This window comes from Caballeronia zhejiangensis (assembly GCF_022879815.1).
Lineage (GTDB): Bacteria > Pseudomonadota > Gammaproteobacteria > Burkholderiales > Burkholderiaceae > Caballeronia > Caballeronia zhejiangensis.
The window spans coordinates 177,277-199,823 of the sequence record NZ_CP084287.1; the positions used below are offsets into that span (position 1 = coordinate 177,277).

Sequence of the window (22,547 nt, forward strand, 5' to 3'; positions counted from 1 at the left end):
ATGCCTGACGATATTTGGCTTGTTGCACCCGAAGACGCCTACGCCCAATGGCAGCGTGAAGAAGCGACGGGCGCGGATCGCCGCGCATTTGCCGACCAGTCGATCGTGCAGCACCGTTCGATGTTCTCGCGCTTCAACGACTATCTGATTGCGCACCGTGCGACGGTGGCGAGCTTCGGGGCGGACCACATCGATGGATTCTTCGCGGAACTCGCGCAGGACTGCGCGCCCGGCACGACGACTCGCCTGCGTTACCTGAAGCTGATCGACCGGGTCACGCGTCATCTCGTGAACATCGAACTGCGCACCGATAATCCGGCCGCGCTGATGTTAGTCAACGAGAACTGGCCACAAGACGAGCCGACACCGATCTATCTCTCATCGGAAGACGATGCGCGGCTACAAGCGGTGTGCGTTGCAACCGAGGGCGCGGCGTTCAAGGAACTACGAAACACGGCGATCGCGGCGCTGTTTCTGGCGTCAGGGGTCACGGCCGCCGAACTTAAGCAGTTGCGCGTCGACGACCTCGATGTGCATGGCGAGCGCTCCACTGTCTTCGTCGACAAGCATGGGCCTCGTATTGCACGGCGGGTGCCGATCGAACCTTTTGCGGTCGACGTGCTGCGCGAATATCACAAGGCGCGCAGCCGCATTCAGGCCCCGACGCAATGGCTGTTCATAGCCACTGCGGGCGGCAAGCCGATGCTGCCGGATACGATGCTGAAATGTGTCCGCGTAGCGCTACGCCGCGCTGACCTGTCGGCGGCCGACGAGAGTCCACGCTTACTCAGAAACACGTTCGGTCGTCGGCTGATCATCGCCGGCAAAACCAATGAGCAAGTGAGCAATCTTATGGGCCTGTCGAGCCATCGCACCGCCACTCGCCTGCGTCAAACAGTACATGCTGGCGAGACGCCGAAAAACCACATGCAGGAGCGTCGATTTTCGCCATGACCGCACCGGTCACCCATTGAACGCCTCTTCAGCAGCAACCGCCTCGTTATGCTTCATCCCGCCAGCCAGCGCGAAGGCTTGCCGATCAATCCTCGACTTGAACAGGTCCGAACGAGATAACGCAGAGCGTGCCGCCACCTAATGGCCTTCAGAATAAAGACCGGCCTGTAAGGGTCGTTAATCGCTCCAGCGCGACAACACCTGCGAGCGAATTTCCGTAGTTATCAAGTCCGGGAGACCACACACAGGCGGCCATTTCACCAGGTAAAACGGCCACAATGCCACCCCCAACTCCGCTCTTCGCGGGCAACCCGACCCTGTAGACGAAATCGCCTACTGCATCGTACGTCCCGCACGTTAGCATCAGCGCCGACAATCGCTTCGCCGACGTTTCATCAATAACGCGTTCGCCAGTAGACGGTACGATTCCCTGATTACCTAAGAAAAGTGCGGCCTTCGCCAACTCAACGCAGCTCATCGCGACAGCGCATTGACGACTATAAGCGTTGATCACGACCTCAACGGGCATGTTCATGTTTCCGAAACTCGCCATAAAATGCGCCATCGCGTAGTTTCGATGCGAATGTCGTAACTCAGATTCAGCCACGCGTAGGTCATAATCGATCGTCTTATCGCCCGAAAGCCGCCTCATGAATTCCACAAAGGCGTTTTCCGCACTAACGAAGCGGCGACACAATATGTCGCTTACAACAAGCGCTCCCGCGTTAATGAAAGGGTTTCGCGGCTTACCATTTTCACTTTCCAGCTGCACCAGCGAGTTGAACGCCGTACCGGATGGTTCACGGCCTACGCGCAGCCATAATGAGTCACCCACCAGACCGAACGCCATGGCGCACGCGAACAGTTTCGAGATGCTTTGAATCGAAAATCGGTAATCGGCATCGCCTACACGGAACACATCGCCCGCCATCGTCACTATTGCCATTCCGAAAGTCTTTAGAGGCACGTTTGCTAACTCCGGAATGTAATCAGCAACGCGGCCCTTCTCCAGCCAAGGGCCAATGTCTGCATGGATCTGCTCGAGAAAACGAGGATAGTTCATCTGGGGTTATTTGCGCGCCGTCTAGTTCAGGCAATCTCGTGCCCGATAGGTTTAGACGGCATTGAACCGGTTGATCGCGAAAGCGTCTAGAGAAAGGGATGGCGAGCCGTCAAGCATGAGCTCAGCGACCAGTTGTCCGCAAGCTGGCGCTAGCTGGAAGCCACTACCGCAATACCCGAAGGAGTAGTACAAATTCGACGCCTTTCGACTTTCGGAAATCACGGGCAGGTCGTCCTTGGTGAATGCTTCGACGCCCGCCCACGAGCGGTTCACCCCCAGATGCGTCAGATGTGGGAACAGCTCAATTACGGTCTTCGCGCTTTTCACAAGTCGCATGAAATCGACCTCACCGTGCCGACTCGCCAGATCGGCGAGACCGATCAGCTTTCCTCCGATCACCACGGTGCCATTGTCGAACTGCTTAAAAGACAGTGGCCTGCCCGTGCCGATCAGGGTCGTTCTAATGAAGGGTGCAACGCGATGCGTGACCATTAGCATCAGCCCTTCTGCGCGGACTGGCACCGGCTCACCGACCTGACTGGCGAGTTCGCCGGACCATGCTCCCGCAGTGACAAGAAGCTTTTCCGCATTAAACGTTCCGCGCGAAGTCTGCGCCGACCAACGCGTGCCGCGCTGTTCAATATGCAGCACCGACGTCCCTTCAAGAAAGACCGCGCCAAGGTTCTGCGCGGCGAGACGAAACATTGTCGCGGTACGAAAGGGCAACGCATAACCATCTCGTTCGACCCAGATTGCACCTGTAATGTGCCTGGAGATCGCTGGCTCAAGTTCGAACACGGACTCCCGGTCGATCAGCCGTTCGTGCGTGTAGCCCATCGATTCGAGCTGGGCGACGCGGTCCTTTAGCACCGCAAGGTCCTCGTCTGACTCGGCGATGCGCATATGACCGGTCGGCGTGAAGCCTGCAGTATCGCCAATCAAGTCTGGAAGCGCGTGCCAAATTTCTCGCGACAATAGTGCGAGAGGAATTTCCGGAACCGGACGTGCAAGGGTGCGCACGCCACCGGCGTTGACGCCCGACGAGTGGCGCGCGACGTAATCCGCTTCGAGCACGATCACCTTCGCGCCGCGCATCGCAAGGTTGAAGGCGCTGCAGATCCCATGTAGTCCGCCGCCTGCAACGATCACATCAGCTTCATGCGGGCGACCTGAAGAATTTGAGTCACGAACTTTAGTCACCAGCTAGTTCTCCGAGCGTAAGCGGTTTGATCGGCGGTCGGATACGGAAATAGCCGACTGCGGCTGGCGAGACGCGACGCGCATCGGCGATCACTTCCGTCACTGTCAGGCCGCACATGCGGCCTTGACACGGGCCCATTCCGCAGCGTCCAAATGATTTCGCTTGGTTCGGCCCGGTACAGCCGAGGTCGACGAACTTACGTAACTCGCCGGCGGTGACTTCCTCGCAACGGCAAATCACTGTATCGTTCGCCGGAATGCGATTGGTGTCACGCGGTCGGTAAAGGCTGTCCAGAAAAGGACGTATGCGCATCACGCTCGCCAGCGCACGACGGTGCGACGCCGCCTCTGTATCGCGCGTCGCCTCGTCGATCGCTCCGAGTTGCGCCGCCACGCCTAGCCCCGCAAGGGTGCCCTGTTCAGCCGCCGCCTGCGCACCGCCAATCCCTGCGCCATCGCCAGCGACAAATATGCCCTTTACGTCCAACTCGCCCCACGCATTAACTATCGGCGTGAAGCACAACTGTGCATCGTCCCAGCGATGCGAAGCGCGCAACGCATGCGTGAACTGGGTGTTAGGCACAACCCCCTGATGCAGGAGGATTACATCAGCCTTGATACGCTGGGGCCTGCCGTGCGTCGAAAACGACAGCGCAGCGGCGCGCCTGACGCCATCCGCGCCGGTCTGCGATTCGACGCGCAAATCGTCGGCCGCCTCAAAAAATGGCACGCCCGCTTCGCGCAGCGTTCGAATAAGCTGCAAACCCTTCTTCAAAAAGGGCCACGCGCGCAATGCGGAGAGCACGTGACGGGTGGCGCGCCAGCGGTCTTCCTGACGGGTGGTATCGACCAATGCGCGAATCGGTACCCCGGCGCGTACGTATTGCCAGCCAAGCAGATAGAGCAGTGGCCCGCAGCCGGCGAGTACCGGCGGTGCGGTCGGCACCTCGCCGGCCGCCTTCAAGAGAATCTGCGCGGCGCCGGCGGTGAGCACACCGGGCAGCGTCCAGCCGGGAATAGGGAACGGACGCTCCAGCGCCCCGCTCGCAAGAATCACCGCGCGTGCGTCGAACGTCCTGACCTTCCCGTCTTGCAGGTAGTTGACCGCGCGTTCGCGCGTGACCTGCCAGACGCTGGCACCGGCCACATGGCGAGCGCCCGATGCAGCGAATGCATCGACGATAGTCGCGCCCGCCATGTAGTCCACACCGAGAATCTCTTTGCGGTGAGCGCTTGCTTGCACGATGTTGCGGTAGATCTGGCCGCCAACGGCACCCTGCTCGTCGATAAGCACTGTGTGCAGACCCGCTCTCGCGGCTCTAGTAGCCGCGCTCATGCCGGCCGGACCACCGCCAACCACGACCACATCGACGGCTTCAGAAACGATGTCAGCGCCCATCAGCATCCTCCGACGAAACGCGCGAAGAATCGACGGCGACAGTCGAACCGGACGGCAAGAGGTCGCAGCCGCCATCCAATGTGCGCACAGTCATGCCATTACGCACACTTACCATGCAACTCTGGCGGCTCGGCACGCCGTCAATCTCGACAAGGCATTCGAAGCAGGCGCCCATCATGCAATAAGGTGCACGCGGCGCGCCCGACACAGGTGTCGCTCGAAACCTTGTGACGCCAGCGGCAAGCAGCACCGCCGCGACCGAGCCGCCATTGAGCACAGACAGCGGCCTGTCGTTGAAGATGATTTCGATATGCTCGCCTGTCTCGGCAAGCACTTTGAATAGCGGCGCGGATGATTGGTTAGAGTGTGCTGACATATAACGGGTACTAGTAAGTTCCGATCTGGCAACTGACGCGATAAAGCGGAATCCCAGTTCGAAGCCGCGCATCTCTCGACGATCAAGAAGCATTTGGATGGGGCAACTCAAACGCCTCCGGTACCGTTCCATGAGGGGGTTAGTACGGTAGCGGCTGGGTGGCGGCTATTGGTCTGATCCCGGCGGGTCACGATTAGTCGTTCGTGTTGCGCAGTCCGCGTCAGTAATGAGCGCGGGCGTTAGCTGGCTTGGGCGGCAACACGAACAACCGAAGGCATGCCACCTATCGGATTCCCCTTCGAGTCCATACGAGATCCTCGGTGAGACTGACTGTGCTGCGTCGTCGTAACGGCGTTGACGCTCGCTCGTTCCAATAAACGCAGGAAAGCTGATCAATCGTGTTGATGGCTGCCCGCAAGATGGGCACGCCTCCGGTGCGGCACGGTCAGCGAGTCTACGAAGCGAGGAAAAGACTCCGCAGCGAGCACATCGGTATTCATAGATCGGCATTCTGAGTTCAGCTCTCTAGCGGGACGGCCCACCATGGATGCTTTCCAAGGTCGATCGCAACGCGATCCCCCGGCGAAAATCCAAGTTCGCCGTCGTTCGCATGTGATGCCGTCAGCAATCCACCAGAATCCAGCTTTACAGAGATTTGCCAGGCCTCGCCTACATAGGTGATCCCTGTGATCGCGCCGGGGATAGCATCCGGATTTTCAGCTGTCGGCGTGCAACGGACGCGCTCAGGTCTAATAACAAGATCCATGCTTTTTCCAGGTGAAGTACCGGCACTCGGCGCTAGCGGAACAGCCGTATCCCTGCCCAAGCGTAGACGGCCCCCATCGGCGCCGTGCTCTACCGTTCCGCGCAGAAAATTCGAGGAACCCATGAACTCCGCGATATAACGCGAACGAGGACGCTCATATATGTCGGCTGGCGTACCGAACTGCTCGATCCGGCCATTCCGCATGACCGCGATGCGGTCGGACATCGTAATTGCCTCATGTTGATCATGTGTGACCGCGACCGTGGTGATTGCGAGCGATTGTTGTATCCGGCGAATCTCCCACTGCATTTCTTCGCGCAGACTCTTGTCAAGCGCACCAAGCGGCTCATCAAGCAACAGAATTGATGGTTCATAGACGAGAGCACGCGCCAGCGCGACTCGTTGCTGTTGGCCCCCGCTCATCTCCGATGGCTTGCGTGCGCCCAGGCTGCCCAGTTTAACGAGATCTAGTGCTCGCCTAACGCGTTCGTTGATCTGCGACTTCGCCAACCCACGCATCTCGAGCGGGAATGCGACGTTCTTCTCGACTGACAAGTGCGGGAAAAGCGCGTAATGCTGAAAGACCAGTCCAATATCGCGCTTGTGCGGAGGCTGACTGCTCTGACCTTCACCGTTAATCAGAACTTCGCCGCTCGTCGCTTCGACGAAACCGGCAACGGCCATCAAGGTCGTCGATTTCCCTGAGCCGCTAGCACCTAGCAATGTTACGAACTCGCCAGCCGAGACGTCGAGCGAGACATCGTCAATCGCGACGACTTCGCCGAACTGCTTTCTTAAATTGACCAGTTTGAGCGAGGCGGAACGGCGTTGTGATCCGGATAGTGTGCTGTGCTTGTTCATTATGTATTTCCTTGCGATCGACGGCGGACTGCCTCGGCAATCGCTACCAATGCGGAGGAGAATCCAAGTAGTACGGTCGAAACCGCCGCAATAACTGGTGTTAGATCGAAGCGGATCCCATTCCACATCTGCTTTGGAATGGTCAGCGTCATTGGACTAGAAAGCAGCACCGCCATCACCACTTCGTCGAACGAAATGAGAAACGCGAACAGCGCAGCCACAACAATGGACGGACGGATGGCCGGCAAGGTCACACGCCACAATGTGCGGACCGGATTCGCACCCATGCTCATCGCTGCTTGCTCCAGGCGTGTATCGAAACGCTCGAGTGCCGCGTTAATCACGACAACGCCATAGGGGAATGTCAAGAGCGTGTGTGCGCAGATCAGCGCAGACAACGTTCCGGTCATTCCTAAGAGAGAAAACAAGTAAAACAATGCAACGCCAATGATGATTACGGGCACGACTAGTGGCGACATTACGAGCGCCTGCAACACGGCCTTTGCGGGCCCTCTGTAGCGAAACATGCCGATGGCTGTCATCGTCGCTAGCACCGTGGAGATGAACGCGACAGTGATTCCAAGTTGGAGACTCGTCACTGTCGCGCTCAGCCAGCGGCTGTCTTCTACAAGCAGGCGGTACCAGCGAAGCGAATAATTGTGCGGCGGAAATGTCATGAGAGAGGACGCGCCGAACGATATGGGAATGACGACCACAAGCGGCATCAGAAGGAACACGATAGTGAGCCCTGCGACTGTCTTGCTAAACAGGCCAAGATCCTGTGTTGCGTTATGCATGGAGACCTCCGTTGGGCCGGGTTCCAGCTTTTCTCTGCATCCTGTAGTAAACGAACAGTCCAGCTAGAGTCAAAGCAAGCAGAACAACTGAAAGCGCGGATCCAAAGCTCCAATCCACAGTTTCGGTGAAATCCTGGTTGATCAGCATCGACATCGTTAATTGCTGACGTCCACCTAGAAGTGCCGGCGTAACAAAAAATCCCAGACCCATAATGAAGATCAACACAGCCGCAGCGCGGATACCCGGCAATGTCATTGGAACGAAGACTCGAAAGAATGCACGCCGCGGCGTCGCCCCCAGACTTTGAGCGGCTAGCACAAGTCGTTGGTCGACGGACCGCATTGTGCTGTCGAGGATCAGTATTGTCGGCGGCAGTAGGTAATGCACCATGCCGATAATCACACCGGTGTAGTTGAACACTAACTTCAGCGGGTGATCTATGATTCCGAGCGTGCCCATCAAGAATTGATTGATAGCTCCATGCGACTGAAGCACGACTATCCATGCATAGACACGCACAAGGATATTTGTCCAGAACGGCAGAAGCACCATGCAGAGCAGCATCACGCGCATCGTTCCGCGCATCCGTGACAACACATAGGCTGTCGGGTAGCCCGCGGCAAGACAGATGACGGTGGACACAAGTGCGATATCGATACTATTCCAGACGACTCGCAGATATGCCGGCGTGCTAAATATTTGCACGTAATGGCGCAACGTGAAGCCAGGGTCGAATATGCTCCGGGACAGCAAGATACAAATAGGTCCAATGAAGGCCCCGACCAGCAACACGACCCCCGGCAACAAGAGCCATACAGATGGATTTCGGGGTTTGCGAGGGCTCGCCCTCCTCGACATCATTGCAATTTCCATTGATCCCACCGCTGCGTAAGCGCCTGCTCGTGATCCGCCCACCAAGCGTTGTTGAACAAAACCATCTCACCCTTCTGATAATGGTACGAGGCCAGATCCGCTTTTTCGCTGTCGGTCAAAAACTTCAATGCATCAGTGTTGCCAGGACCAATCCCTGAGATCTTGGCAAGTTCGGCTTGGCGCTTGGGATCATTCATCCACTGGATCAGTTTCATGGCATTCTCGCTATTCTTCGCTCCACGCGGTACAGCGAGATAATCGACCGTCATCAACGACTGGTTCCACGACATATTCAACGGTGCGCCTTCAGCCTTCTTCACAAGATTGATTCTTATGTTGGAGGTAAGCGACATCGTCAACTCACGAGACGCAAGCAGCACGGGCACCTGTGGCCATTGCTTCCACCATACCGCGACGTCGTTCTTGATCTTGTCGAGGGACTTGAACGCACGATCGACGTCGAGCGGATAGAGCTTGTTAGGTGGGACACCATCGGCAAGCAGTGCGGCCTCCAGCGTGTAGCGCGGCCCATCAAACATTCCGCGAGCGCCAGGATGGCCCTTGATGTCCCATAAGCTTTGCCACGTCGTCGGCGCATCGCCCTTGACAGCTTTCGCGTTGTACGCGAGTACCATGCCGTAAGTTGAGTTGCCGATGGAGTAATCGTCTATTAAAACCGGCGGAACGCCCTGCTTATTGACCACATTGAAATCGAGCTTGCTCCATAAGTTCAGCCGCTTTCCTTGCGGGATCCACATGCCAAGCGCCTGCACAACGTCCCACTGCGGATTACCAGTGTCGACCATGACCTTCAGCTTGGTTAAGTCGGAGTCTGGAACGTCTATGACCTTGATGCCTGTCTCTTTTTCGAAGGAATCAAAGTAGACTTGCCGCTGTGCTTTTTCGAGATCGCCGCCAAACCCTGCGAAGACGACCGTTTTTGACTGAGCGAAAGCTGACGTTGTGGACATCGCGCAAATCGCCAACGCCAACGCCAACGCCAACGCCAACGCTGCAGCCTTGGTTGAGCGATTCAATAGATGCAAGAATTTCATAAAATTTCCTTTGTTTATCAAAGACCGTCGTCGCACACTAACGCGTCGGGATGATCCTGATTTCCCGAGGACAGTCGGTCAGACACTCGTACCCGTCGTGAGTGATCAGGTAGGTATCCTCGACGTGCACCGCAAAGCCTTGGTAGTAGACGCTTGGCTCAACAGTAACAACCATGCCCGGCTGCAAGATCGTGGTGTCGCCCGCTGCGATTTCGGGCCCTTCGACGGCCTCGAGGCCGACGCCGCGTCCGGTGCGATGCACGAAGCTGTCCACCATCCCTTCTTTCTCTAATATTCCTCGCGCTACCAAGTCCGGACCTTCAGCGGGTAGGCCCGGTTTCAACACGGCTAGAGCGGCGTCGTACGCGTAATTAACGATGTCATACATCTCCTGTTCACGGGCCGACAGTTCACGCAAGGCGGCGTTGCGCGAGAAGCCGATGCGATATCCGTAGAGCTGCGGAATGCGACAAAAGTCGAGCGTCAGGACGTCCCCGTCAGTCAACGCGCGAGTTGAGGCCAATGCGTGCACCATGTCCAGCCGCTCGTTGGACGTAATGATTTGGTGGCCATCGTTTAATGGATGCTCGATATGCATCGAGCTCCCTTCTTGCGCGGTAATGTATTCGGCGGCGAGGCGCGTTGCCGTTGCTCGGCCGCGCTCTGCGATTTCATACTCCCGCTCGCCGACGCAGATGCCAGCTAGCTCCGTTTCAAGTTCAGCCACCGCCATGCGGCCGCTGATCCGCATGACTTCAACTTCTTCCGGTGACTTGATTACGCGAAGTGCTTCGATCGCACGCGACGCCTCTTCGAACTCGAACTGTGGAAACGTTTCGCGCAAGGTCCAAAAGAGTCGAGCCGAAATAAAGCCGAGTTCCGCGCCAACACGACCTCTGCTCAGTCCCTTTTCTTTGAGTACAAGGTTTAGCAAATCCAGGCCTCCGAAGACCTCTCCTGGCCGCGGAGCCCATTCCACGTGATGCCGCATAGACAGCGTCAAGCGGCACGGCCGGTCAGCGACAACTATTCTGGCCGGTCGACGGGTGTAATTGTCGCTGGCTAGTTCATAGTTGTCGCTTCTCCATCGTAATTGTCGTCGGGTAATTGTCGCCGGCGCGCGCTCTGTTTGTCGCTGGCCTTTCGACGGCGATAGCTTTCAACATTGAGTTCGAAGATCGTCGAGTGATGGACGAGCCGATCAATGGCTGCGACCGTCATGCCAGGGTCGGGGAACACGTCATTCCATCCCGAGAATGGCTGGTTGGCCGTTATGAGCAGACTTTTACGCTCATACCTCTCGGCGATCAGTTCGAACAGCACACTGGTTTCGGCCTGGTCCTTACGCGCGTACGACAGGTCGTCCAGGATGATGAGATCAAACCGATCAAGCTTCGTGAGAGCGGATGGAAGCTGCAGGCTCTGACGCGCAGCCTGGAGTTTCTGGACGAGCTCGCTCGTGCGTGTGAACAGCACTCGATAGCCGGCTTCGATTAAAGCGTGTCCGATGGCTGAACCTAAATGACTTTTACCGCCACCGGGGGGCCCGAACAGGAGAATCGTGGCACCTTTCTCCAGCCACGAATCTCCGGTCGCCAGTGCCGTGACATGCGCTTTCGAGACCATTGGCACCATGCCGAAGTCGAAGGTGGCCAGCGTCTTGGTTGGATCAAGATGTGACTCGGTACGATGCCGCTCGATGCGTCGTTTGGCACGTTCGGCCAGTTCGTGCTCAAGCAGCGCCCCAAGCAATCGCGTAGCCGGCCAGCCTTCCTTATCAGAGCGCTCAACGAACTCGGGCCATAACCTGCCGATGGTCGGCAGACGTAGCTCGTTCAACATCAAGGCCAGACGGCCGTTGTCATGGGCAGGGGCGTTCATGCTGCCACCTTGTCGAGAAGCTCGTCATAGACCGCGACGGGCGGCATTTCGACTACGACCTCGGGACATTGGGCCTGACGCGGCGCGAATTCATCGCGCAACTGCTTCAGATCGGGCAGTTCGCCTGCTTCGAGCAAGGCCTCGAGCCGCTCGGCCAGCAACGCCTCAACGCCGTGATGTCCTGCGAGTTCGAGCAGCCCTACGATCGTCTTGCATGCCTGGCGTTGCGTCAGTTGCGTCTCCAGCTTCTCCCAGGTCCGTCGGTAGGCTTCACGGGGAAACAGCGCGTCGCGAAACGCGAACCCCCTGAACGCCTGCGGCTTGCGCTTGAGAGAATCGATGAAGTGACGATAGTCCAGCGCGTGGCGGTTATCGGCGGCACGGGATCCTCGCGGCGTACTGTGCACCAGCGCGCCCGACAGATAGCAGTCGAGCCGGTCACCATAGATCCGCACCTTTAGCCTATGGCCGATCAGGCGTGACGGTGCGCTGTATAGGATGCCGCGCACGGTGAATGTGCTGCAGCGGGTCACGAGTGCTTCTTCCTCGACGAAGTCAGTAGTGCGACGTACGGGCAAATCCTGCAACTGTGCGCGCTCAATGCGAAACGCCGCAGCGTTGCGCCGGTTCCGGCGCATCACCACCTCACGGATGAATTCATCGTAGGCGGGCCGGTCAGCGAAGTCGCGATGACCGCGAAGCATCAAGGCCTGGTCGACCGCTTCCTTCAGATACCGATGCGATGACTCCACGCTGCCGTTCTCGTGACCCAGGCCCCGATTGTTGCGCGTGCCCTCCATGCCGTAATGGTCGAGCAGCGCTGAGTAACGTTTCGTGAAGTCCTCCTGCTCTGTCAGATTCTTGAAGGCAGCCGACAGGCTGTCAGAGCGATGTTCGCGCGGGCAGCCGCCGGCCTGCCACAGCGCGTTCTGCAATCCCGCTGCGAGGGCCTCGAAACTCTCGCCTCCCTCAACAACGTTCGCGTATTCCCAGCGCGAGAACGCCAGTACGAAGTGATACAGCCGATGACCGAATGGGGCACCGCCGATCGTCACGCAAAGCTTGCTCATATCGGTGAAGTCTGACAGACCGCGCACACCGGGCTGATGCTCCTGGGGGAAGAACACCTCCTGCGTAGGCCCTTCAAGCGCCCGCCACTGGCGAATACGCCGTTCCAGCGTGCGGCGCATGCTATCGGGATAGCAACCCGGGTGATCGTCTTGCAGCTTGCGCAGGATCGTGATGCCCATCAGGTGGGGCGCGTTGCGCAGCAGCGGTACGACTTCGCTCTCCCATACGTCGACGAAGGGATCAGCTCGGGTCCGCCATGTTTGCCGTGGTTTCTGAGAAGGCAAGGTGGCGTCACGTTCGATGCGGCGCGCCGTACGCACGCTGATACCGGTCTTGGCGGCCGCGACTTCCTGGGAGTACTGTTTGCGCTTGTTCATATAGAGATGAACCTGTTGGTCGGTAATGCGGGTTCCAGACATGAGCTGACCGCTTCTTCTTCAAGCTTCGATCAGTCCATCCTAAAGCCCGTCGACCTGGCGCCGCCGGTGGCTCATCGTCTACGGCGACTGCGCCGCCCTTCGACTCCTCACCACCGGCCAAAACGATCGTCAACGACCGGCCAAAACAATTGTCGCTGCCCAGCCGCACGTCAGTCAGCCACGTGCGGCGCCTAGCGAAGTTGAACTCGATTTTCGGCACGATGAGCGTTGGTTGGCCACTGGCGGGTACAACCAGCGCCACCAAACGGCGGGGGCTGGCGTATTCCGGGCGGGTCGAATAGCCCCAAAAACCGGACAGGTAACGCACGTGCTCCGGCTTAATTACGACCATGCAACCTAGTCCGAGGCGCCCGAGTTCGGCCTGCAGATCACTGATTCGTCTCTTATACAGCGCTGGGGTCACGGCAGGATCCTTATCTGGTTTCGTTGTAAGCCATAATTCGCCAGTCAAAATATCATGTCCAATCGCATTTTTTCCTGTCGCTATTCACTGATGTTATGCCTACAATGATGCGTTTCTTCTTTGCGGCCGTAACATGCGCCTCTCTCTTAGGCAGGTTGAAGCGTTTCGCATCGTCGTCCAGACTGGCTCCGTATCGCGCGCTGCGGAGCGTCTGTTCATTTCACAGCCCGCCGTTAGCCGCCTCATCGCAGATATGGAGGAATCCGTCGGCCTGAAACTGTTCGATCGCGCCCGGCGCTTCCAGCTCACGGCTGAGGGCCGGCAGCTATTTCGGGAAGTGGAGCAAGCGTTTTCCGGGCTTGAATGGATTGCCAAGCGAGCGGAAGACATAGCAACCTTCCGCGTAGGACATTTGCGAATAGCAGCTTCGCCCGCCTTGGCCCTAGGGTTTTTGCCTCCGATAATTCGCGAATTCAAGGTCGCTCACGAAGGCGTTAGCCTCGTCTCGCTCATGCGCAATTCGCCGGACGTGGCTCAATGGGTAGCAAACGGGCAAATTGAGGTAGGGTTCGCGGCGCTCCCCGTAAATCAAAGCGGTGTGAGGCTTAAAACCCTTCAGCCCTTGCCGGCCATCTGCATGGTGCCGAAAAACCACAGGCTTTCAACTGAACCTTTCCTGACTCCCGCGCTGCTCGCAGATGAACCTATTATTTCGCTCGGGTCCGAGAGCATGTTGCGTAGGCTCATCGACGACGCGTTCGCCCGGGCGGGCGTTTCAGTGCTTTCGTCCGTTGAGTCGATGATGTCGGCGCAGGCCGCGATGCTCGTGCACGAGGGATTGGGTATCGCCATCATCGACCCTTTCACCGCGGTCGCATTCCAGCATCCCGGCCTTGTACTAAAGGCACTACACCCGTTGGTCCCCTATGAATACGCGATGTTGATGCCCGAGCACGCGGAACCATCAAGGCTTGCGCAAGCATTCATCGAAACGGCGTTGAAACGTGGAAAGGCTGTCCAGCGCGCAGTCGAGGAGATCTATGGGGAACTGCCAGGGTAGAGAGGTCAAAGGTGCAAGGTTGTCCAGTCAGTGCGGACAACAGGGCTGCCGCCCAAGTGACGCGTCGGTGTCGTGCGAGCGAACTCATGGGCTTTTCCAGCCCTTCCCAGTCAACCGCTCCACGAGGGGAATGCGTTGGCCGCCCTGCCGCGTCCGGACGTCATCGCTTGCCAGATGCTTTGTCACGGTCTTCCGGCAAGCGCAAATGGCCAGAAGACTCCGCGCGTCGAACCGGCGCACGCGTCACGCTGGAACCACCCTTCAACCATCTATCAACGGCTGTATAGCCGGCCGGTGAGAACTCGACCATTTTCTGGACCGCTTTCGCCGTCCGTATTTGTTGCGCGATTTCGGGAGGAATTTCGCCACAGGCAAGCAACACGCCCTTTCCGCTGATTGCCTGCTCTATCGTCTTTCCACGAAAGAAAAGACGTACGCGAAACGACGGCTGCTCATCTGCGTCCGGCGAGTATGCAATGTCAAGCGTCGAGTCCGCAAAGTCGGTCCACAATTCGGCGAGTCCAGGGTGCTCACTGCCCGTCAACTCCGATGCACGGTCGAACCCATCGTTCACCTTGGTTATGCAGCGTCTGTCAGGGTCAATCAGATAGCACAGAAACATGTTACCTCCTGCAGTTGGACGCCCTCTCCGAACGCCAGCTTCGAGTTAATGACTTTGGTCGAATGGCTTGCTGCCCGGCCAAAGAACGGAGCCACGGTGTTGGGAGGCGCGGTACAGCGCGCCATGGTGCTGACCGCCGCTTTAAGGATAGGAGCAAAAAAGAGCACTGAGCGCGGCTTTCGCGTCCGTCAGACCAAAATTGGGATAGGAGCCGAAGCGCAGACTCGTGGACGGAGCGCGGCGAAGGGGCGAGTCGTCCGGCTCGTTCCGGCCATGAAGCGTCATTGGCCCTCAACCTTAGGCGGCCGTTCGGATGACCGCTTTTCGTTCACCTGCTGCCGGCTGTGGGGTCGTCAACCGACGCCGCGCGGCCTTGGGGCTAACCGGCACGAATGTCGGCGGAAGAATCAAACTACACCCGCCGCCAAGTGGGTCGGCGTCAACTCAAGGCGGCGTGTGTGGCGCGATGCGTCGGGAAACAAGTTGTATCGCGGCCGCTTCTCCCAAGCGGTGATGCGCGAGCAACCGGCGGCAAGACTACGATGGGCGCCAAGCGCATTCGCGAAGGCATCGTCATGGTGCCGGCGGTCGAGCGGACGCACATGGATCTGGACACCGCTCGCGTGTCCCGGAAGTCGGTGCCCGCGAACTACCTGACCCGCAAGGGCGGGACCGAATACAGCTAAAGCATTTTGCAGCACCACTCGAACGACCTCCAACTTCGGAGGTCGTTTTTCTTCATGTCGCTGCTCGGTGATCTTCAGATTCTTAGTGCGCGCCGTCCCCGCGTTGTTCCGACGGCGCGCGCCTCATTCTCGTCATTTCGAACCGTAGGCCAGCGTGCTCGGATTTGTTTTCCCGAATGTGAGGTACCACCCTGCGTGCACTGTGCCAGTGGGTACGAAAACATCGAATAGCTTCGTGCTCACGTCGTAGCGGCGCACACTCCCGGTTTGAGAAGGGTCGTTGCCTGAGATAGGGATGAACAATTTTCCACCGGGGCCGAATAGCAACGCTTGCGCATAAACGCGGGGCTTATCGGGCGTAGTGGCCGGATAAAGCCCGATTACATCGACATACATACCAGGACTGCCGCCAGTTGGTCCTTGGAACACAAGGATTTTGTCGTTGTCTATGGTGTCCTTCGTCGCGTTCGAGCGGAAGCTAGTGATATAAAGGTTTCCATCCGGCCCAAATACCAAACCTTCAGGACGGTTGAGATCCTGATCACTGTCAACAAAGACATCCTTAAAGACGCCTTTTTGCGGGTTGAACCGAATCACTTGTCCTCTTAGCCCTGAGCCCGTACAGGTGTAACTCGAAATATAAAGCAGGCCATCGGAACCTAGTACAAGTCCGCGCGGATGGAATTCGCCTGGAACAGTTGTACCAGGCGTTGGTGTTGTGCACGTACCGAACGGCAGATCCGGGACAAAACTGCCGACGAATTGCCCATCAGCCGTATATTTCAGAAGACGGCCCGGAGTCGGCGGCTTACTTGGGTTCGGCTCGGTCGTGAAGTCCGAGACGAAAATAAAGTCTTGTTTTGATTTGGGATCTTTCCAAAGGATCAATCCACGGGACGCTACGGGAGAGTTAGGATTGTTATGGGAGACGACTTTTTTCAGGAGTTGGCCGGTCGGATCGTATTCGAGTATGTCGCTATTGGCCGAGGTGCCAACATTTTGGTCAGAAACAATGAGGTCGCCATTCGCTTTAAAAATGAATCCCATAGGTCCATGCAAACCGTTGGTCGATTTCACGAATGTACCAAGAGATTCTCCCTGCAAGTTGAACCGCTTTACCGTGTTATCGCCCGCGTCTCCGACATAAAGAGAGTCGGCGGCCTGTGCAAAGTTTGGTGCGCTCGGAGTGAATTGCGCTGCTATGAAAACTGCCACGGAGGTAATGAAATGCGCGGCACGCTTGTTCATATTCATGACATGCTCCTCGCTGATTCAGAAGACTGATTTCGGATGAACTCCTCCGACGAGACGGGCGTGGGACTTCCAAAAAATTATGCTAGGTCCAAACGGATTGCAAGGGGAAAATCGTGGCAATAAGCTCAGTGTCGGTTTAACTACGGAATATCAGCGCTTCGCCACCGAGCAATTGCACAGTCGGTCGTTATCGATTTTGCGCAGCATGGGTTTGAACGCCGCGCCCGGCGAAACATGCGCTTCGCCGCGGCGCTTGAAACCCTTGAGTTCGGCGCCCCATCTTGCTTCGCTGGCTGATCCTGCTTGGATACCGGTCATGAAGGCGCGCACACTGAGGGGCAGTAACGGGTCGGACAGTGACCATTTCGGAAAGAGCAAGATCGATCTCCCTTCATTGAAGAGGAGGTTGTCATGGAAACGCTTAATTCCCCCGGCGCACAACGGGTGCCTTGGAACAAGGGAAGGCTGACCGGTCAAAAGCCGCCATTGAAGCTCCGTGAGATCTGGGCGATTCGGACGAGGCTCTAGATGTCGTTCAACGCTCGTGAGTTGGCGCTGTTCAACTTGGCAATCGACAGCAAGCTTCGCGTGTGCAATCTGACGCGACTGCAAGTGCAGGACGTCTTCGTCGGAGGTCATGTCGTAGCTCGCGCGACTTTCATGCAGCAAAACACCATGCGTCGCACGGAAGCGTCGGTGTGCGTACCGTACGCACTGTCATCGAGTCCGATCGACGCGACCCCACGATGAACGACGCACCAAGAATCTGCGCGCTGTCCAATTGCTGTTAGGCCACACAAAAATTGAGAGCACCGTGCGATACCTCGCGATCGAGGTGGACGATGCGCTCGAGATGGCTGAACAGACGGAGGTTTGATAGCCGGCGGCCGGCGAGCGTGTTGCTTGTCGGCCCATGAGCGGCCGGTCGAGGTCGTCGTTCAGTTTGGCTGACGGAGGCCCCGTCCGCCCTCGCTCAGTAGCCGTTGTTCGATAAGCGGATTGCCGCCGGCACTTCCGCAAGCCGGCCGCTACCGGTCATTCGACGAACACATCTGAGGTGGCGAGAAGTAGATTCGTTTCTTCGTTCAGCGGCGGCCGGCTGGCCAGCATCACACGCCGTCAGTTGCACTGTTCGGCTTGCAATTTCGCCATGGAAACTGATCGTGCGCTATCCCTCATTTTCAACCATTCTGCTTAATTTGGCCTGAGCGGATCGCCTAATGTTGATGACAGGCAGAGGCGGTATGCCATGAGTACGACTAGCGCGGAGCCAGGGGATATAGTACCCATTAAAAGGATATTTACCAACAAATCCCTTGTGCATTCTCGATAGTGGCGAATCGCATGATTCACTTCAGGCCACGACCTTTCGCGAAGGGGATCGGAGATGAGTTATCGAGAATTCGAATCTCGACTACTTGGAGCAGCGATTCTTTGTCTCTTTCTAAGTGCGTGTGGCGGCGGCGACGGCGGCGACGCTAACGGCGCCGCGGCTGCGCCTACAAGCGTGTCAATGGCGGCGGCTGATCGGAAGCAGACTCCGCGTATAGAGTCAGCACTACCGAACATGGTGTCGGGCTTTAGCATCGAAGTTTATTCCAATGTGGACCAGCCGATGAAGTTGTCCTTCGGGCTCGACGGCTCGCTGTATGTGGGACGACAGGGAGGAAACAACCGGATTCACCGGATCGCTCCAGAGGGAAGTCCAGTTTCCGAATTCGGTCCACCCATGGTCGACCCGGATGCAGTTCTCTTTGACGCTACGGGTCGTATCAGTGGCATATCAAACTCGGTCCTCGTCGGGGGAGGAGGAATCCTCGCGGCAATCTTCCCGAACCAAACAGCGACGGTTATTTTTAATGCGGGCTTCGCTGATGTGGATGACATGAAGTTCGATGGTTCTGGACTCCTTATTTTCTCTGATGATCGCCCCCGGATCCTCACAAGCAGCGGAAGCACGCCGACTGTACTGATATCCTTGCCGATCCGGGCTGGCAGTATCGCCGTCGACAGAAATAACCGAATTTTCGCGGCGCTGGCAGATGGGACAATCAGCATTTACAACGCGGATGGAACGCTGGAAAACAGCGCTTTTGCGACCGGGTTGTCCGGTCTTGATACATATCTTGCTTTCGGTCCGGGGGCAGGGGGCTTTGGGCACCAACTCTATGTGCTTAATGGAAGCGACCTTTTTCGCTTCGACACTAATGGCAAAGCCACCTTGATTGGATCCGGATTCAGTGTGGGTCCATCGTCGGGAACTGGTTTTGTGTTTGGTCCCGACAAAGCGCTCTACGTCTCCGAGTTCTCCAAAAATCGGATTCTTAAGATTTCGCGGGGAAACTGGAATTAACGGCGACGCTGCTTAATGAGAATTGGCCCTCAGGCGCCGTCTCGCGACTTTGAGGACACTCTGGGAGAAGATCGGGCGTTGCTGACTGTCACTCATATCGCGAGGGCGGCGGTCGTAACTCGCGACGTTGACCGAACTCGGAGTCAATTGCCTCACGCGAAGGACCGACCGGCCTACTGCAAGGACCGTTGCGCTTTGAGAGCGGTCATTCCCGGCACGCGAGGTCGAAAGGCCGAAGTGGGTCGGCAACGGCCGGCGCCGACTCGACACATCGGCGTTCGCGCGGCTACGTTGCGGAACGCAGATAGGCGTCCAGCATTTCCAAATGCATTTCGGAGATCTTCTGCCGATCAGACCAGTGCGAATAATCGCGACCGGTGAACGCGTTGATAGTGAAGCGGTTTGAAGCGATGTAGTAGCCCATACCAACTAGCGTGACATAAAAGTCAAGCGGATCGATTCCGCTACGAAACTGTCCTGCATCGGCTCCGCGCGCAAGAATCGACCTGACGACTTCAACCACTGGCGAGATCGTCTCGCTGAGTTTTTCTGAAGACTTCAGGTACCGGCCCTGATGCAGGTTCTCGTTGTTGATCAAGCCTATCCATTCGGGGTTGTCCCAAAGGTGTGCCCAGATGGACCTGGCGAGCGTTGCCATCGCCTCGCGAGGTTGCAGGCCGGTTAGATCGAGCTCGCTCTCTTTCTTCGCGTAGTCGGCGTACATGGACTCCAATACGGCGACGTAGAGAAGCTCCTTGCTGCCGAAGTAGTAGTAGAGCATTCGTTCGTTCGTACCCGCGACCTGGGCAATTGCGTCGGTCCGCGCGCCGGCCAGTCCGAACTTAGCGAACTGGGTTTTTGCCGCTTCGAGAATGCGGCGACGGGTCCCCTCGGGATCACGCTTGACTACTAGCTTGGGCGGTTTGCTGTCCATTTTTTGTCGGTCGGTTTAGCGGCGGCATATGTCTGCTCGACAGCATTATGACTGCCACATCGCACCCTAGATCGGTTTGCCGCCTTGCCTTGACTTCGCTCGCCGCTCCGTAGGCTCGGTAGTGAGTCGTGGCGATAGTGTCGCGGCAGCTAACGGAGGGAGCATGGCGTATCTAGGTCAATTTAGAGACATCGTCTACGCGAATGAGAAACGGGAGCCTCGCGTCGCGACTTACCGCTTGGTGCTACTTGAAGAAAAGCCCACAGCGGCTGTTGTGGTCCACCTGCATCGTGAGCACCACGCAGGAACCGTTCGCCTCGCGCGGGAGCAAGAACTCGACGTCGTCATCGGGCGCATTGTCGGCCAGGAGCTTCGGGGCATTCGCGTGGACCGCACGCGCGTCGTGGTGGAAACGGACCGGCGATTCACCGAATACTCGCTCGACTTCAACGCGGCTGACTTGCCGAGCACTCGACCAGTTGGCGAACCATGGAAGCCCCCCTTTGTCGCCGTTGAGTCACGTGATATCGTCGGCGGCAGTCTGCCCGTTTTTGTGGACTTGGCAAGTGCCCGCCCCGTCGACGCGTGGCTGTTGCAAGTTCTTAGGCGCCGGCGCAAATGAGCTCAGGGTCAGCTCTAAGCTAAGACTCGAGCGAGAGTCCTATTTGGTTGTCGGCCGTGTTGCCGATGCAGGACCTTTGTGGCGTACGCGCGGATCGAACGAGCAAATCGCCCTGATCGTGGAATTCATGTGCACCGACCTGCTGCAGCATGACTCGACGAACTCTTGCGCGGCTGTTTAGAGTCGCCTGACTGTTAGGCAATCTCTTAAGAATGTTCATTTGCAGCCGCTAATAGGGTCTACCGTAAGACGACGCTCATCGCCATGTACCAAGAAGAACCAGTGCTCTCCGAATTCATCGCCGCCGGTGACGAGATCAACCTCGCGCTGCTGGAGATCGATTCCAGAGAATTCGCCACTGCTGAGGACCGCAATCTCGCGCAACGAGCAGTGTTCACCGACGTGATGGAGAAGCGCGGCTTGCCGGATCGACGGCAAGCGGTGCTATGCCACGAGATTAGCGCCCTAGTCGCGAATCGGCCAATCATGACTAGCCTCTTCGACTTTGTTGAGTTGAAGGCGTTGTGCATGCTCCGGGTTGCGCCTTCGCTTGTCGACCGGTTCATCGCGGTAAAACGTGACAACCCAGCGTTCGGCCTAGGCGAGATCATGGCGGTGGCCGTCGAGGCGCGCGAGCACCACCAGTGGGGACATTATTGGCAGGAGTAAAGCAACGATATGCGGTCGGCGAGTGGGACTCGTTATGGGCCAGCGACCCGTACATGAAGCACCGGTTCGTGCTCGACCTCGAATCGCGCACCGTGATCGCCGGCGAAGACCGCATTCGCCGTCACTGGTGGTCGATGCGTCTTGAACACGTCGCCTATATGCAGCAAATCCTCAACGAGACGTTCGATTCCGTATGGGACGAGCCCGAGGAGTTTGCATTCGTTCGTCAGACCGAGATTCCATCATGGGCGACTAAAGCACGGCCGTGGCCGCCGTTGCCCGAGGTCGAAGAGGTCGAGAAGCTGCTGGACGGTCCGGATGTTCCGCTTGAGCGCGATGACTTGGGCCGTCTTGTCTTCCCGTTCCGCTTCGTCGCCGATTGACGCAAGTAGCAGCCGCCAGCAAGCTCACCCGAGGCCTGTCAGTCGAACTTGCGGCACACTGCTTCTTTTCGTAAGGGCGTTCGGTGGCCAAGGCATACAAACCCACGGCGGAACAGGAAGCCGTCGTCGAAGCGGCGAAAGGCGGCGGTGAACTCCAGATGATCGCCGACAAGACCAACCAGCAGCTGAGCAGCCTTGGCCTCGTCGAGCAACTCACTGCGACGCGGCTGCGCCAGATCGGCGATGTTCTTATGGGCCCACCATCGGCCGCAGTGACCGATGTCGGACGGCCGTGAGCATTGTGGGAGCGAGCTGTCGGCGGTTGAGACGTCAGCGCAGTCACCGGGGCCTAGGCCTCTTCCCTGCGGCGGCAGTTACGCTTTGACAGGGCTGGAAAACCGGGCGGATGCGCATACTATGGGAGGGAGTGACCACAGGCGACAACTGAGGGAGGCCCATGGAAATCCAACTCGACATTCTGAGCGAAGATTTAAACGACCGCGAAATTAGTGCTTTGAGGCTCGAACTATTGGAGACGCTAGAGAACGTTCCGCAGGTGGACATGGTCAAGCCGGTGCAAGAACCGGCGCCGGCGGGGCAGAAAGGCGGACTCGTTGATGCACTTGGCAGTTTGCTGATCGCTATTCCGGTGGAGGCAATCACGGGCGTATTGAGCATTATCAAGGCGATCGCAAGTCGTCCGGGACAGCCACCAGTAGTATTCAAGATATCCCGCGACTCGGTGGAGGTAACCTTTGATCCGCGCAGCATCGCGCCAGATGAAGTTGCAGCGCTTGCAGAGCAGCTTCGTCCCAAGGGATAGA

General features: G+C 57.7%; 26 protein-coding genes and 1 pseudogene. 10 read left to right on the forward strand and 17 right to left on the reverse strand.

The window, feature by feature from the left end; all coding sequences use genetic code 11:
* Nucleotides 1-954: a tyrosine-type recombinase/integrase gene (locus LDZ23_RS30440; RefSeq protein WP_244808705.1), complete on the forward strand. Its 954-nt coding sequence runs from the start codon at nt 1-3 to the stop codon at nt 952-954.
* Between the two features lie 148 nt (nt 955-1,102).
* Here LDZ23_RS30440 and LDZ23_RS30445 read toward each other — a convergent pair whose 3' ends face one another.
* The 13 genes from LDZ23_RS30445 to LDZ23_RS35045 all read right to left on the reverse strand — a co-directional run bounded on the left by LDZ23_RS30445 (nt 1,103) and on the right by LDZ23_RS35045 (nt 13,068).
* The gene (locus LDZ23_RS30445) at nt 1,103-2,017 is read right to left on the reverse strand and encodes a glutaminase (RefSeq protein WP_244808706.1); all 915 of its coding nucleotides are present in this window, start codon (nt 2,015-2,017) and stop codon (nt 1,103-1,105) included.
* A gap of 51 nt (nt 2,018-2,068) precedes the next feature.
* Complete coding sequence (locus LDZ23_RS30450; protein WP_244808707.1) at nt 2,069-3,217, reverse strand: NAD(P)/FAD-dependent oxidoreductase; 1,149 nt, start codon at nt 3,215-3,217, stop codon at nt 2,069-2,071.
* Nucleotides 3,210-4,616: an FAD-dependent oxidoreductase gene (locus tag LDZ23_RS30455; RefSeq protein WP_244808708.1), complete on the reverse strand. Its 1,407-nt coding sequence runs from the start codon at nt 4,614-4,616 to the stop codon at nt 3,210-3,212. Before LDZ23_RS30455 ends, LDZ23_RS30450 begins: the two co-directional genes overlap by 8 nt.
* A complete protein-coding gene (locus LDZ23_RS30460; RefSeq protein ID WP_244808854.1) occupies nt 4,606-4,992 on the reverse strand; it encodes a (2Fe-2S)-binding protein in 387 nt (128 codons plus the stop codon). The genes LDZ23_RS30455 and LDZ23_RS30460 overlap by 11 nt, the downstream gene beginning before the upstream one ends.
* 165 nt (nt 4,993-5,157) lie before the next feature.
* On the reverse strand, nt 5,158-5,502 hold the full coding sequence (locus tag LDZ23_RS35040; protein ID WP_425306916.1) for an FmdB family zinc ribbon protein: 345 nt from the start codon (nt 5,500-5,502) through the stop codon (nt 5,158-5,160).
* Nucleotides 5,503-5,509: 7 nt separating this feature from the next.
* Nucleotides 5,510-6,619 (reverse strand): ABC transporter ATP-binding protein, encoded by a 1,110-nt coding sequence (locus tag LDZ23_RS30465; RefSeq protein ID WP_244808710.1) that lies wholly within the window; start codon nt 6,617-6,619, stop codon nt 5,510-5,512.
* The gene (locus tag LDZ23_RS30470) at nt 6,619-7,416 is read right to left on the reverse strand and encodes an ABC transporter permease (protein WP_244808712.1); all 798 of its coding nucleotides are present in this window, start codon (nt 7,414-7,416) and stop codon (nt 6,619-6,621) included. Before LDZ23_RS30470 ends, LDZ23_RS30465 begins: the two co-directional genes overlap by 1 nt.
* Nucleotides 7,409-8,059, reverse strand: a complete 651-nt coding sequence (locus LDZ23_RS30475) for an ABC transporter permease (protein ID WP_244808714.1) — start codon at nt 8,057-8,059, stop codon at nt 7,409-7,411. Before LDZ23_RS30475 ends, LDZ23_RS30470 begins: the two co-directional genes overlap by 8 nt.
* 215 nt (nt 8,060-8,274) lie before the next feature.
* Entirely contained in the window at nt 8,275-9,345 is a 1,071-nt protein-coding gene (locus LDZ23_RS30480) for an ABC transporter substrate-binding protein (RefSeq protein ID WP_244808716.1), read from the reverse strand.
* Between the two features lie 37 nt (nt 9,346-9,382).
* Nucleotides 9,383-10,279 (reverse strand): M24 family metallopeptidase, encoded by an 897-nt coding sequence (locus LDZ23_RS30485; RefSeq protein ID WP_244808718.1) that lies wholly within the window; start codon nt 10,277-10,279, stop codon nt 9,383-9,385.
* 128 nt (nt 10,280-10,407) lie between these two features.
* Nucleotides 10,408-11,226 carry an IS21-like element helper ATPase IstB gene (istB, locus tag LDZ23_RS30490; protein ID WP_033537271.1) on the reverse strand — a complete coding sequence of 273 codons (819 nt, stop codon included), beginning with the start codon at nt 11,224-11,226 and terminating at the stop codon, nt 10,408-10,410.
* Nucleotides 11,223-12,674 carry an IS21 family transposase gene (gene istA / locus LDZ23_RS30495; RefSeq protein ID WP_425306917.1) on the reverse strand — a complete coding sequence of 484 codons (1,452 nt, stop codon included), beginning with the start codon at nt 12,672-12,674 and terminating at the stop codon, nt 11,223-11,225. Before istA ends, istB begins: the two co-directional genes overlap by 4 nt.
* Complete coding sequence (locus LDZ23_RS35045) at nt 12,589-13,068, reverse strand: aminopeptidase P family N-terminal domain-containing protein (RefSeq protein WP_425306926.1); 480 nt, start codon at nt 13,066-13,068, stop codon at nt 12,589-12,591. Before LDZ23_RS35045 ends, istA begins: the two co-directional genes overlap by 86 nt.
* A 205-nt stretch (nt 13,069-13,273) precedes the next feature.
* Here LDZ23_RS35045 and LDZ23_RS30500 point away from each other — a divergent pair, with 205 nt between their 5' ends.
* On the forward strand, nt 13,274-14,200 hold the full coding sequence (locus LDZ23_RS30500) for a LysR substrate-binding domain-containing protein (RefSeq protein WP_244808719.1): 927 nt from the start codon (nt 13,274-13,276) through the stop codon (nt 14,198-14,200).
* Nucleotides 14,201-14,360: 160 nt separating this feature from the next.
* Here LDZ23_RS30500 and LDZ23_RS30505 read toward each other — a convergent pair whose 3' ends face one another.
* Entirely contained in the window at nt 14,361-14,822 is a 462-nt protein-coding gene (locus LDZ23_RS30505; RefSeq protein ID WP_244808720.1) for a hypothetical protein, read from the reverse strand.
* 542 nt (nt 14,823-15,364) lie between these two features.
* On the opposite strand from LDZ23_RS30505, the gene LDZ23_RS30510 reads away from it, so the two are divergent.
* Nucleotides 15,365-15,508: a hypothetical protein gene (locus LDZ23_RS30510; protein ID WP_244808721.1), complete on the forward strand. Its 144-nt coding sequence runs from the start codon at nt 15,365-15,367 to the stop codon at nt 15,506-15,508.
* Between the two features lie 132 nt (nt 15,509-15,640).
* Here LDZ23_RS30510 and LDZ23_RS30515 read toward each other — a convergent pair whose 3' ends face one another.
* Both LDZ23_RS30515 and LDZ23_RS35050 read right to left on the reverse strand, forming a co-directional pair.
* Complete coding sequence (locus LDZ23_RS30515; RefSeq protein WP_244808722.1) at nt 15,641-16,762, reverse strand: NHL repeat-containing protein; 1,122 nt, start codon at nt 16,760-16,762, stop codon at nt 15,641-15,643.
* A gap of 150 nt (nt 16,763-16,912) precedes the next feature.
* Nucleotides 16,913-17,140 (reverse strand): hypothetical protein, encoded by a 228-nt coding sequence (locus tag LDZ23_RS35050; protein ID WP_425306918.1) that lies wholly within the window; start codon nt 17,138-17,140, stop codon nt 16,913-16,915.
* A 33-nt stretch (nt 17,141-17,173) separates the two neighbouring features.
* Here LDZ23_RS35050 and LDZ23_RS30525 point away from each other — a divergent pair.
* Nucleotides 17,174-17,639: pseudogene (locus tag LDZ23_RS30525) on the forward strand (site-specific integrase).
* 510 nt (nt 17,640-18,149) lie between these two features.
* Complete coding sequence (locus tag LDZ23_RS30530; protein WP_244808723.1) at nt 18,150-19,115, forward strand: hypothetical protein; 966 nt, start codon at nt 18,150-18,152, stop codon at nt 19,113-19,115.
* Between the two features lie 286 nt (nt 19,116-19,401).
* Here LDZ23_RS30530 and LDZ23_RS30535 read toward each other — a convergent pair whose 3' ends face one another.
* On the reverse strand, nt 19,402-20,049 hold the full coding sequence (locus LDZ23_RS30535; protein WP_244808724.1) for a TetR/AcrR family transcriptional regulator: 648 nt from the start codon (nt 20,047-20,049) through the stop codon (nt 19,402-19,404).
* Nucleotides 20,050-20,212: 163 nt separating this feature from the next.
* On the opposite strand from LDZ23_RS30535, the gene LDZ23_RS30540 reads away from it, so the two are divergent.
* The 5 genes from LDZ23_RS30540 (at nt 20,213) to LDZ23_RS30560 (ending at nt 22,546) form a co-directional block, all read left to right on the forward strand.
* Entirely contained in the window at nt 20,213-20,671 is a 459-nt protein-coding gene (locus LDZ23_RS30540; RefSeq protein ID WP_244808725.1) for a hypothetical protein, read from the forward strand.
* Between the two features lie 264 nt (nt 20,672-20,935).
* The gene (locus LDZ23_RS30545; RefSeq protein ID WP_244808726.1) at nt 20,936-21,340 is read left to right on the forward strand and encodes a hypothetical protein; all 405 of its coding nucleotides are present in this window, start codon (nt 20,936-20,938) and stop codon (nt 21,338-21,340) included.
* A 68-nt stretch (nt 21,341-21,408) separates the two neighbouring features.
* On the forward strand, nt 21,409-21,723 hold the full coding sequence (locus LDZ23_RS30550) for a hypothetical protein (RefSeq protein ID WP_244808727.1): 315 nt from the start codon (nt 21,409-21,411) through the stop codon (nt 21,721-21,723).
* A gap of 83 nt (nt 21,724-21,806) precedes the next feature.
* Complete coding sequence (locus tag LDZ23_RS30555; protein WP_244808728.1) at nt 21,807-22,019, forward strand: hypothetical protein; 213 nt, start codon at nt 21,807-21,809, stop codon at nt 22,017-22,019.
* A 161-nt stretch (nt 22,020-22,180) separates the two neighbouring features.
* Entirely contained in the window at nt 22,181-22,546 is a 366-nt protein-coding gene (locus LDZ23_RS30560; RefSeq protein WP_244808729.1) for a hypothetical protein, read from the forward strand.
* Nucleotide 22,547: the final 1 nt, after the last annotated feature.